The following is a 12,266-nucleotide window of genomic DNA, read 5'->3' on the forward strand; positions in this document are numbered from 1 at the left end:
TTTATTTTCCAAGAAATTGTTGTTCAAAGAATTCCAACTGGTACTCAAGGCTAAGCGGATCGTTAAAATAGAATGCTTTTGCATCAGCCTCGAAAACACGATTGTTTTTGACGGCAGGGATGCTCTTGTAGATTTCTGTATTCTGGAAGGAATTATCTTCATCCGCATTTTTACTGAAAATAACGTAATCGCCCAGATAATCCTTCAGCACTTCTGTCGAGACAGCAAAGAATCCATCCGTTTTGGTGCTTTCTTTTACTGTTTCTGGCATGCCAAGCTTGAAGTCCCCATAGAGGAGTTCAGTTCCGCGGCCAAAGTTATACCCGTATACATACAATTGCTTATTAAAGGTCTCAATAACAGAGACAGTTGCATTATCACCGATCTTCGCTCTGATTTCTTCACCCGCTTTTTTGGTGCGGGCACTAAAATCATCGACCCAAGCTTGAGCTTCTTTTTCTTTGTTTACCAATTTGCCGACTTCCAGCTGTTGGGTTAAGTAATCCACTTTATTATAAGTATAAGTAACGGTTGGTGCGATTTGCTTGAATTTATCGATATTCTTAATATCGGAGAGTCCGATGATCAGATCCGGCTGCAGTTCAATGATTTTCTCCAGACTTTCATCGCTAACCGCTTCTACGTCTTTTAGTTGCTCTTCAAAGCGTGGGTTAGTTTTAGACATTTCATCTACGCCCACAACAGGTACACCCAGTGCCATGACATTACCTGTTAAAAAACGGGTGAGTACAACAACACGCTGAGGATGTGTTGGAACCTCAACAGGTCCATCTTCGGATTGATACGTAAAAGTCGCACTTTCTGACTCCGCAGCAGGAGTAGAAGATGGGCTGTTTGTAGGACTAGCATCATTCTTCGCCTGATTTCCCCCACAAGCACTAAGTGCAATCCCCATAATAAGTACAAACGGAATAAATATCTTTCTCATTAAATAATTCTCCCCTTTTTTGTATGACAGTGTTACTTTGAACAATTCAAACAGTGTAAATCAATCTTCAGCCTATGCCTTAGAGTGATTATGAGAATCATTCGCATTTGTAATCATTATAGGGATCACTTATGTGCCTAACCATGCCTTTTTGTTGGAAAAAAGACTTGGACTATTATTTGCCTCCGAATAAAGCTACCGCTCGTCCTAGTTGTAAGCGAATCGAAGCCGGGTTATAAGGCACCCAATCATCCAGATCAAGAATATGGGCTTTCTTCTGCTGCACTGCGGGAAGCTGGCTCCAATAAGGGGATTGAAAGATCGCTTCAGTATGCGCAGTAGAGCCTTTGGCATCGGGAAATACAATGACTAAAATTCGGTCTCCTGCATAATCTGCAAGATCTGAAACCCCGATCGAAATCGAATGGAACTGATCTCCCAATCTTTTTATCTCGTTGTCAATCAAGGTCGGTGCTCTAAGTCCAAGGGATTGGTACATCACATAACCTACATTCCTTGCTCCGTAAACGAGTAGCTCCTCAGGTTTGATTACCAGAATGGTGATGATATCGTTAGCTACTGTGCTGTGCTGTACTATTTCTCGGGCTTCTAGCTCTTCTTGTTCAAAATCCTTCAGCCACTGCTCCGCCCGTTCACTCCGCTGAATGGCTCGGCCGATTAGGCGTAGCTGATCTTTCCAGCCGATTTCGTTCCAAGAGATCTCCATAATAGGTGCTACAGCTCGCAGCTGCCCGGACTTCAATCCGTATTCCTCCAGATGTTCTTTGGCCGCAATAATCAGTTCAACGTTGGCATCAAGTAATAGCGATCTGATCTGTTCAGCCGAGCTGTTTGTATTGATAAACTTCATCGACTGCGGTGGCTCCTGATCCGAAAGATTCAAATATTCACTGCTTTCAGAGATGGTAACCGCAGGTTCTAAGCCAAGTAACAGCAAATGGCTTGCATAAGGGGTAAGCATTACTGCAACTCGCTGGAAAGAGCTTCGGCTGTAACCAGACGGAGATGCGCCTGTCTGCAGCTTAAAACGACGACTGAGATAAAATTCATCCTTGTAGCCTACCTTTAGCGCAATTTCCCTAAGTGTGCCTGAACCGTTAAGCAAAAGCTCCTTGGCACTATGAACCCGTAGCCGCGACAGATATTCGCTCTGGCTGAAGCCTGTCACCTGCTTGAACAGCGTTGAATAATGCGAGCTGCTTACACCCGCAATGGCGGCTAAGTGCTCACGTGTTATTTTTTCGCTAAAGTGATTCTCCAGGTATGAAATGCTCCGTTCCATCGATGGTTGCTCGTTAACTGTATATCTGGCTTCCTGCTGTTCGAGCAATTGTAGAATAATCTGATGAAAGAGCATTTGATTCTGTACATGGCGTGTTTCTCGATCTGGCAGTCGGTGAAGATACAATTCCTTGACACTGGATACAATGGTAGGCTCATAAGGAAACAACAGTATATTTGAACTCGAAGCCATTTCGCTTTTCCGTATCATCGCACCGCCAGGTATAGCCTGAGTCTGCTCTTGAATCCAGATGGTGAGCTTATAGGCATGAAGCGGCTGCTGGAGATTTGTAATTAAAGAGGCATGCGTATTAGCGGGGAGAAGGAGTACGCTTCCTTCCGTAAGCTCATAAATCAGATTATTAACCTCAAGGCTCCCTTTACCAGCGGCAACGGCCAGTAATACGGTTAGATTCTCATGAATCTGAACTCTTGGTAGATTTGAGGTCCCATACATCGATTGAATGCTGCCAGCGCTATATAAAGGAAAATGAGATTCGGCCCATTCCGGGATAACGTTATTCAAAATAAGGCCTCCGTTACTTGAATATATTTTCAAACTATAATGCTATGGATCGAACTGTATTATTGACGTCTGTGGAACTAATTATAACATCTTACCTTTTTAGATAAGCCTGTTAATTATCTGCCCTATTATTCTTTTTAAAGGATACGTCTGTCCAAGAGAAAGCACATTGGATCGAATATATATACTACCAGGTATTCTTCATCCATTTTAAAGAGGTGATTAAGATGAAAAAGCAGACAGCCTCCACTAAGAAGCGAAGGCTTCTCGCCAGTCCTAAGCCCAAACGTAATCTGAATCCTAAAGCAACATCCCAGACTATCAACTTCGCGGTAATTGGGGATAGTCATGTGGGATATGGGAATAGCGCAAGCATTTTTAGAAATCTTTTGCCAAAGGCTGTAGGGAGCGGGAATAAGAGATTTGTTATTTTTGGAGGAGATAACACGCAAGCGGGAGCGAATCATGGAAATAATGCAAATGCCTATTACAAGGACTTCAAGGATACAGTAACTAGCACGCTCGGAAGTATCCCCTATAAAGCATCGATAGGAAATTGGGAGGCAAGTACCCAGTCCTTATTCACGCAATATTTAGGTGCAGTAGAAGGGCAAATGAATTTCCCTGGGACACAGGGTAAGGTGAAGTACGTGTGGCTTAATTGTGCTCTGGGTCTGTTCACTCCGGGAAGTATAAATATATTGAAAAATTTAGATGATCAGCATTTTTATATTATTGATTTTCATTGGCCTTTAAAAGTGAGCGGGATCACGGTCGATCCTAGCCATGTATTAAGCGCGGCGGAGACTGCTAAGTTTTTTGCAGCTATTCCTACGAAAGTGAGGGATAAGGTGCTAGCTATTTTCACACATCATGGACATTTGTTTTATCGAAAGCTTACTAATATATATCCAGGTTATACAAATACAAAATTCTTTGTGTGCGGATGTTCGGGTGATTATAAATGTAAGCCGAGTGGTGATCGCGGTTATTACAACGCCACATTAACCATCAATGGTACGGCATTAAATGTCGATGCTTTTAAGGTAGCGGTCACTTAGTGAAGAAGTGGATGCGGTTAAAATAAAACGCTAATTTTCGGGAAATAACCGAGATTAGCGTTTTTCTTTTATTAAGAATAGCTCATTAACCATGGAGTCACAGGTAAATAGTAAGTAAGCAGGATTATTTAACATATTTATATAATAGTTTATATATGTATTGAATAAATTTATTTAGGAGGGCTACCCATGAAAGAACTATTATTTCATTCTTTAGAACAGGCGGGTGTGTCGGCTTACGGTATAGAGCGCATACGTATAGCAGCTGCACAAATGGTTGAAGACAACATCACACCGGCACAAGTTATTGTTGCTGCGAGAAAGGGGATGCTACTGGTCCATCAAGCGAACGGGAAATTCGGTCCAGAGCCAGGCGCAGCGGAATTAACTGTAGATGCTATTTATCCACTGTGTTCCATAACAAAACTGTTTACGGCAACCGCTATAATGATGTTAATGGAACAAGGGAAGATTGGTCTAAACAGACCTGTTTCCGATTACATCCCCGAATTTACAGGTGAAGGCAAAACTAAGGTATGCGTACATCACTTATTGACACATACCTCTGGCCTGGAGGGTGAGGTGATTTGGCAGAACGGACAGTTGAAAAAGGAACAAGGAGAGTACCCTCCACACGAACCTAATCAAGATCCAGATCAGCATAAGTACTTATATGGCGGTTATGATGCACCGCTTAGTAACGAACCTGGTACGGTCATGTCTTATTGCGGGTATGGCTATGAGCTGTTGGGTGAAATCATCCGGCGCGTTAGCGGACAGGCTTATGATGTATTCGTAAAGGAAACCATTTTTAAACCGCTTGGTATGGAAAATACATATTATCGTGTACCCATGGACGTGCGGGACAAAGTAGTAAGACGTGCACCAGAAGCAGCGTGCGCGGAATGGGTGGACAGCGAGTATAATTTGAATTCCGTATCTGCGGGGGGCGGCGCTTACTCGACGGCTATGGATTTGGCTGTCTTTGGCCAGATGTTTCTTAACGGCGGGATATATAACGGAGTACGATTTCTTAGTCCGGTAACCGTAAAAGAAATGACCCGCAACCAAATTCCAGGCGTATCCTCACAATATAGAGACGAGGTTTTTCCAGAAGCGTATTGGGGGTACGGATGGGCGATTAACGGCTCGAAGCGTGATGGTGGAGATTTGTTTTCTCCAGAAGCCTATTCACACTGGGGCGCGGCAGGTCCTTTCCTCTGCGTTGATCCGATTTATCAGACAGTTACGGTGCATTTATCCGTAGAGCTAGATCACCAGAAGCCATTTAAAAATATGTATGTGGATTACTTCAATAATACTGTTCTGGCAGCCATCACTGATCTTTAATCCTCTTTTTAGTTTTTTTTGTCATGTCATCTATAGTTAAAGCGTGCTTTCCCAGTTTCTTCTGAATTGTTTAGGGGTGGTGCCGGTATATTTCTTAAACACTTTGGTAAAATAGCTCTGGTCATTGAAATGTAGCCTCGTAGCGATATCAGATAAGCTAATGCCCGGTAATTCGATTAATCGTTTGGCTTCTACAATCCGCTCGAATTGAATAAAATCACTGATCGTGAATCCTGTTTCCCTCTTAAATAATAGGGAGAGATAGCTTCTGTTCAATCCAGCGACTTCAGCCAGCTTATCTAAGGAGAGTTCCTCATATAAGTGATTAAAAATATAGTTCTGACTGAGGGCCACGGTGCGCGAAAGTTTCGCCATCCGGCTCTCTTTGACATGGTCGGCGAAATCGCAAAGCGCATTAAGAATAGCATGATCTACAGCCGGAACATCCTTTAGTTCTTCGATATGCTGGATATGAAAGTCGCTTAGGGTATAAGAAATCTCCCAATACAGCCCTCCATCAATAGCAGCTCGTGTAGCGAGCGTAATACAGGAGATCGCCAGATTCTTTTTGTTGCGTAAATGGCTCTTCTTGGAGAGTACTCCGTAATTGTCTTCAGAGAAGGTTGCTTGGACACGAAGTAGCTCAGCCTTATTTCCATTTTTGATATGGTGAAATAGAGCTTTTTCCAGCATGGGTTCGTGGTGCAGCCATGTATTCTCACGTCGATAGGAAACATCCAAGTCCAGACTGCCTGCGGGAGGCTGTTTATGCTCAAGAGTTCGGGTGTCGAGTAGCAGTTCGCTAAGAGATAACGTCTTTCCGGTGACGAGCGAGTACATCAGCATAGCGGTATGGTAGAGTCTCATTTTATTTAGCACGGTCAAGCTGCGGTAGTATTTCATCCATTGCTCTTGAAGCTTTAATGGAACTTCATGGTCACGCATCAGACTTGTCATATTGTCCTCTGAAAGGTGAGTATAAAGTGTAGGACCGATCACAATGCTTCCCCCGTTACTGCTGCCTGAGGGCAGATGGAGAAGGATGTAATTCTCTAGGAAGTTAGTGGTGCGAATGATCGGTATAGAGGCATTTGAGCTATCGTGCTTAGAGTTGTTCTCGCTTTTAGTAGAGTCTGCAATTTCTGAAAGAAGCTCGTTGAGGTTATGAACCCACGGGGCGCTCTCTGAAGAGGAAGGCAGTGCTAGCTCAATTCTCCGATTGGCATCTAGGAGAAACACAGGAATTTGCAGCGATTCATACAACACTTTACAAATATATTGAGCTCCTTCATGACCGTCCAAATGATTCAACATTCTTTCAACCCCCTCGCCCAACCAGAATACCAAAAATACAATGATAATGCCATAAATCTAACATGAAGTAGATTAAAATGGGGATAGTATACATTCAGAGGAGGTATTTTTATGAAAACCAACATTCATGAACTCATATCACAAATGACCCTTGAGGAGAAAGCAGGACTCTGTTCAGGGCTTGATTTCTGGAATACAAAGGGCATTGAACGACTCGGAATCCCCTCTTTAATGGTAACGGACGGACCCCATGGTTTACGCAAGCAAAAAGAGAGCGCCGATCACCTCGGACTCCATAACAGTGTACCCGCGACTTGTTTTCCTTCGGCAGCAGGGATGGCTTCTTCCTGGGATCGGGAGTTAATCGGTCGTGTAGGTAAAGCACTCGGGAAAGAGTGTCAAGCAGAGAACGTTGCTGTTCTGCTCGGACCGGGAACGAATATTAAGCGCTCCCCGCTGAACGGTCGTAACTTCGAATATTTTTCGGAAGACCCTTATCTTTCCTCGGAGATGGGTGGGAATCATATCAAAGGTGTGCAAAGTGAAGGGGTAGGCACCTCGCTTAAGCATTTTGCCGCTAATAATCAGGAGCACCGGAGAATGTCTGTTGATGCTGTTATTGATGAGCGGACGCTGCGGGAGATTTATCTGGCTAGCTTTGAAGGCGCAGTTAAGCAGAGTCAGCCATGGAGCGTGATGTGCTCTTACAATCGGGTAAATGGTGAATATGCCTCCGAGAGTGAATTTCTCCTGACAAAGATTCTTAGAGAGGAATGGGGCTACGAGGGATTCGTCGTGTCCGACTGGGGAGCGGTTAATGAACGGGTGAAGGCTCTACAAGCAGGACTGGAGCTGGAAATGCCGTCTACCGGAGGCATTGGTGATGCCAAGATTGTCGCAGCAGTACAAAGTGGCGAGCTGTCTGAAGAAACGTTAGATCTTGCAGTGGAACGGTTACTTACCTTTGTTTTTAAGGCAGTGGAGAACCGTAAAGATAATGCTTCATTTAATGCTGATGAGCATCACCGTCTGGCTCGTGAAGTGGCGCGGGAGAGCATGGTTCTCCTTAGAAATGAGGAAGGCATTCTGCCGCTGTCAAAGCAAGGAACGATTGCGGTCATTGGCGAGTTTTCTAGAAATCCACGTTATCAGGGCGGGGGCAGCTCACATGTGAATCCGACGAAATTGGACGATGCTTTTGAAGAGATGAAGGCCCTTGCAGGTTCTGCCGAGCTGCTATATGCGCAAGGATATGAACTGAATCATGACGGGATTAATGAAGCTTTGTTACAAGAGGCACGGGATACAGCGGCAAAAGGTGATGTAGCCGTATTGTTCCTTGGACTTCCGGATAACTATGAATCAGAGGGTTATGATCGTAGTCATTTGTCGCTTCCAGAGAGCCATAAAGCGTTGATCGAAGCAGTGTCTGAGGTGCAAAGCAATATCGTTGTTGTACTCAGCAATGGTTCACCCATAGAAATGCCTTGGATTCATAAAACTAAGGGGATTCTTGAAGGTTATCTAGGCGGTCAGGCTTTTGGCGGTGCAGTGGCAGATTTACTGTTTGGAGAGGTTAGTCCAAGTGGTAAACTGGCAGAGACCTTTCCGATGAAGCTGAGCGATAATCCATCCTTTCTTAATTTCCCAGGTGAAGGGGATACGGTTGAGTACAAAGAAGGCTTGTTTGTAGGCTATCGTTATTATGATAAAAAAGAGCTTGAACCGCTGTTTCCTTTCGGCTTCGGACTAAGCTACACAGCGTTTCAATACAGCAATTTGAGAATCTCCAAGAGCAGCATAAAAGATACCGAGAACATACAAGTTACGACCACCGTCAAAAACACGGGTACTCGCGCAGGAAAAGAAATCGTTCAGCTCTATGTTAGCGATGTGAAGAGCAGCGTGATCCGTCCACTTAAGGAGCTTAAGGGCTTCCAGAAGCTAGCGCTGCAGCCTGGTGAAGAGCAAGAGGTTTCTTTTGAACTGGATAAACGCTCCTTTGCTTATTACAACGTCAACATTGGTGATTGGCATGTGGAAAGTGGAGTCTTTGAGATTGCTATCGGTTCATCTTCGCGGGATATTCGTCTGACTGCTTCTATTGAAGTGGAATCGACTGCTCCGCTTGCATTAAGTTATCATCGCAACAGTACCGTTGGTGATTTGCTGGACAATCCACGCACGGCAGATAAAGTGAAGAAGTTCAGCAGTATTTTTGGCATGGAAGGTGCGATGGATGATAATCCGGAAATGTTCATGGCGATGATGAAATATATGCCGCTACGGGCGCTGGTTGGGTTCGGTCAAGGGAAATACACAGAAGAAGATTTAGCCAAGGATCTGCAAGAATTTAATGCTTTGGCTGTAGATTAGGAGATCAGAAAAGGCCTAGTCTGATCTTTAATAAAAATCTAATATAAGTAAGCCAGTAGTTCATATTACTCATTTATAATATGCACCACTGGCTTTTTTTATATTTCGTGTTCGGCTACCGTGATCCGTAAACTTGATGATTGTGGCATGATTTCATAGGTGTGCTTCAACGCTTTCTAGAAGGAAATCCGTATTCTTTAGAGCGCCACGCTACTAGTAGCGCAAGAATTAATAGAATAAACAGTACCCACGGGAAGGAGCGGACACCAACTGTTTCAATAAGAATCCCACCCATCACGCCGCCACCGCCGATAGCTAGGTTCCATGCCGTCACTAACATCGACTGGGCCACATCTGCACTTTCGCCAGCTGCTTCAGCAACTGCTGTTTGTAGCAAAGTAGCCGCTCCTCCGAACGTCAACCCCCATACAGCAACCACTAGATAGATCACTATGGGTTGGCTGCTGCTAATGCCCAGTGCAATGGATGACAAGGCGAAAGCAACGAGGCTGTTAAGAACCAATGGACGTAGTTTACGGTCGATCAAAATACCGATGACCCAGATGCCAATAAGCGCAGTAATGCCGAAAATAAGCAGTACCAAGTCAACGCGCTGGGTAAGCCCAGCCTGAGTAAGATAGGGTGCAATGTAGGTATACAGGATGTTATGTGCTAGCACCCATGTCAGAACGACAAACAGTACCGGCCGTACCCCTGGAATAACAAAAACCTTGTAGAGAGGGAGCCGCTTATCAGGAGCCTCCCCTGGATAGTCCGGTAGCTTCCAAAGTACCCAGCCGACCAGCATCAGAGCCAGTAGCGACATGATCCCGAAGATGGAGCGCCAGCCCACAAGAGTGCCAAGAAGTGTTCCAGCAGGGACTCCGAGTGCCAGAGCGAGAGGCGTGCCAACCATCGCTACCGCCATTGCTCGTCCCTTGAGTGACTCCGGCACCATGCGCCGGGCATAACCTGCTATCATGCCCCATAAGACTCCAGCGGATACGCCTGCGAAGAACCGAGCTGCCAGCGTAAGTATATAATTGGAAGAAAAAGTGGTGACGGTGTTGAATACGAGAAAACCAAGGATGCACATTAGTAGCAGTGGTCGCCGCCGCCATCCACGCGTCATGGTGGTTAAGGGAATCGCGGCCAACAGTGAACCAAGGGCGTACAAAGTGACAAGTTGACCCGCAAGGGCCTCGGAGACACCAAGCCCATCACCTATTTGGAGCAACAAGCCGGCCGGAATCGTTTCGGTAAGAATACAGATAAACCCCGTCATAGCAAGGGCGAGTAATCCTGCCCATGGTAAATGTTCAGAAGAGGGAGTACTGGAGGCACTTTGTGTGGCAGAAGTTGTGTTTTGGGTCATTGGAGAAGCACCTCTCTTTTAAATTGTAAAAAACTCAATGATACACACTCGAATAGGATTTACTAGACAGAGAGCCTAGACCGGTTCATTCCGGACCAAGGCTCTTTGTGTTCGTTCTTTATTTATTACGTCTATCATAAATGGCATCACAAAGGTCAACGGTAAACTGACCCGACATACCTTCTAGTGCAGTATTAGTAAATGCCACGACGCTGAGCTGTTGCTCGGGATCGACGAACCACGAATGACCATAGGTGCCACCCATACGCCATGTACCCGGGGATTCCGAAGTGTCTGCGGCGACAGGATCCTTCAGTACCGTAATGCCTAGGCCAAAGCCTCGTCCTGGCCAGAAGGCCATTGGTAGATCACCGATCTGGTTGGTCGTCATATCGTGAACCAGAGACTCTGGTAGCAGCGGTGCTCCGCCCTTACGTAATGTTTCCAGCAGCTGCAAAAAATCCCCAGCACTGCCGACCATGCCAGCTCCTCCAGAATGATAGGCAGTATCGTCAAGTGCTCGACCAGGGGCAAGCAGGAATCCAGCCGTTCCCTCCATAAAGGCAATACTGTCGGGATCATGTAAAGGCCGTGGCTCTGGAGTATCATTGGCATAGGAAGTAGCCAGTCGTTCTCGATTGACTGCAATAAAACCCGTGTCGCTCATGCCAAGCGGTTTTGTCACGAGTGAATGTACGGCCTCATTGAGCGGTGCTTCTGTGACCTTTGCAATTACTGCTCCTAGCACATCTGTCGCGATGGAGTATTTCCACTCGGTACCTGGCGTATAGAGGAGGGGGACAGAGGCAAGACGACGCAAGTTCTCTTCCAATGTGATGCCGGACTGATCCATACCATCTGATACCCCTGCTGACTGATAGGAACCATTCTCTTCTTGGAAAAATCGGTAAGAAAGGCCTGCTGTGTGCGTCATCAAATGACGAATCGTCAATGTCGCGAACTCGCCATTCTGCAAACGTGGCCGAAACTCTGGGAGCCAACGATCAACGCGGTCATCCAGCTGTAGTCGACCTTGCGCAACTAATACTAGGGCTGCCGTTGAAACGATAGGTTTGCTAACTGAGGCGAGCCGGAATAAGGCGTCTTCTTGCATAAGTCTGCTCATCTCGCGGTCGGCAAGACCGGCAGCGCGGCTATAAACCAGTTCCCCATCTATCGCCACTTTAATGACAGCACCGACCAGGCGCTTGTCAGCAAGGGTTCGATCAATTACTTCATCGATGCGACCTGATAACCATTCTGTATTTATTTTGTTTGAATCCAATATACTCAACATTCTTCATCCCTTCGGAATAGTTAAAGCCAGGAACACTTTACTATTGTAGGGTTATTATATATAACAAGTTATCTTGATTACATAAGGCAACTAAGTTAAATTAGCCTTATAACGGTTAATTACAAGCTAGTTTATAGGGGGAACCTTAAATTTAAAGGATGTGATTTTGATGGACCATATTGATAAGCAAATTCTTTTTCATCTTCAAAATCAAGCGAGAATTTCTATGACAGAGCTGGGAAAATGTGTCGGTTTATCGCAACCTGCAGTTACGGAAAGAGTTAGGCGTATGGAGGAGAAAGGCATCATCAACGAGTATCGCACCATCATTTCACCTGAAAAGATTGGAAAACATGCTGCTGCCTACATGTTATTTCATTCTAGGGATTGTAACGCATTTCTTGATTTCTGCCGCTCCAGTCCTGATGTCGTCGAATGTTACCGTATAAGTGGGGAACACAACTACTTATTGAAAGTAGTAACCGACTCTACACGAGCCCTCGAGGAGTTCGGTAATCAATGTGACAAATACGGTACCTATACGATTCTAATCGTGATGTCATCGCCAATCGATCATAAATTTCTTATACCATCGCTTGAAGAAGCAAGCATCAACTTGCTGAGTTAGATTTGAACATTACTCTGCTAGCTCTTAACGACCAAAAAGACTCTTCTATATGAATAGAAGAGTCTTTTTGGAACCTGCAGGCCATTGA

At 45.2% G+C, this 12,266-nt stretch carries 9 protein-coding genes; 4 read left to right on the forward strand and 5 right to left on the reverse strand.

Features of this window, described 5'->3' with window-relative positions; translation table 11 throughout:
• Position 1: 1 nt before the first annotated feature.
• Both MKX41_RS00420 and MKX41_RS00425 read right to left on the reverse strand, forming a co-directional pair.
• Entirely contained in the window at positions 2-949 is a 948-nt protein-coding gene (locus MKX41_RS00420) for an iron-hydroxamate ABC transporter substrate-binding protein (RefSeq protein WP_042185910.1), read from the reverse strand.
• Between the two features lie 175 nt (positions 950-1,124).
• Positions 1,125-2,777 carry a helix-turn-helix domain-containing protein gene (locus MKX41_RS00425; RefSeq protein ID WP_340968068.1) on the reverse strand — a complete coding sequence of 551 codons (1,653 nt, stop codon included), beginning with the start codon at positions 2,775-2,777 and terminating at the stop codon, positions 1,125-1,127.
• A gap of 227 nt (positions 2,778-3,004) precedes the next feature.
• Between MKX41_RS00425 and MKX41_RS00430 the strand changes: the two genes are divergently transcribed.
• Together MKX41_RS00430 and MKX41_RS00435 are read left to right on the forward strand one after the other, a co-directional pair.
• On the forward strand, positions 3,005-3,838 hold the full coding sequence (locus MKX41_RS00430; protein WP_340968070.1) for a metallophosphoesterase family protein: 834 nt from the start codon (positions 3,005-3,007) through the stop codon (positions 3,836-3,838).
• 189 nt (positions 3,839-4,027) lie between these two features.
• A complete protein-coding gene (locus tag MKX41_RS00435; protein WP_339269619.1) occupies positions 4,028-5,188 on the forward strand; it encodes a serine hydrolase domain-containing protein in 1,161 nt (386 codons plus the stop codon).
• A gap of 36 nt (positions 5,189-5,224) precedes the next feature.
• Here the strand turns inward: MKX41_RS00435 and MKX41_RS00440 are convergent, their stop codons facing one another.
• Positions 5,225-6,502, reverse strand: coding sequence for an AraC family transcriptional regulator (locus tag MKX41_RS00440; protein WP_340968073.1), 1,278 nt, complete (start codon positions 6,500-6,502; stop codon positions 5,225-5,227).
• Positions 6,503-6,613: 111 nt separating this feature from the next.
• Here MKX41_RS00440 and MKX41_RS00445 point away from each other — a divergent pair, with 111 nt between their 5' ends.
• Positions 6,614-8,878: a beta-glucosidase family protein gene (locus tag MKX41_RS00445; protein ID WP_340968075.1), complete on the forward strand. Its 2,265-nt coding sequence runs from the start codon at positions 6,614-6,616 to the stop codon at positions 8,876-8,878.
• A gap of 166 nt (positions 8,879-9,044) precedes the next feature.
• Here the strand turns inward: MKX41_RS00445 and MKX41_RS00450 are convergent, their stop codons facing one another.
• Together MKX41_RS00450 and MKX41_RS00455 are read right to left on the reverse strand one after the other, a co-directional pair.
• Positions 9,045-10,253: an MFS transporter gene (locus MKX41_RS00450; protein WP_340968076.1), complete on the reverse strand. Its 1,209-nt coding sequence runs from the start codon at positions 10,251-10,253 to the stop codon at positions 9,045-9,047.
• Positions 10,254-10,371: 118 nt separating this feature from the next.
• Positions 10,372-11,550, reverse strand: coding sequence for a serine hydrolase domain-containing protein (locus tag MKX41_RS00455; protein ID WP_340968078.1), 1,179 nt, complete (start codon positions 11,548-11,550; stop codon positions 10,372-10,374).
• Positions 11,551-11,719: 169 nt separating this feature from the next.
• Between MKX41_RS00455 and MKX41_RS00460 the strand changes: the two genes are divergently transcribed.
• Positions 11,720-12,178 carry an Lrp/AsnC family transcriptional regulator gene (locus tag MKX41_RS00460; protein ID WP_076284335.1) on the forward strand — a complete coding sequence of 153 codons (459 nt, stop codon included), beginning with the start codon at positions 11,720-11,722 and terminating at the stop codon, positions 12,176-12,178.
• The last annotated feature ends 88 nt before the right edge of the window (positions 12,179-12,266 follow it).

The sequence above is a fragment of the Paenibacillus sp. FSL R5-0475 genome (assembly GCF_038004585.1).
Lineage (GTDB): Bacteria > Bacillota > Bacilli > Paenibacillales > Paenibacillaceae > Paenibacillus_AQ.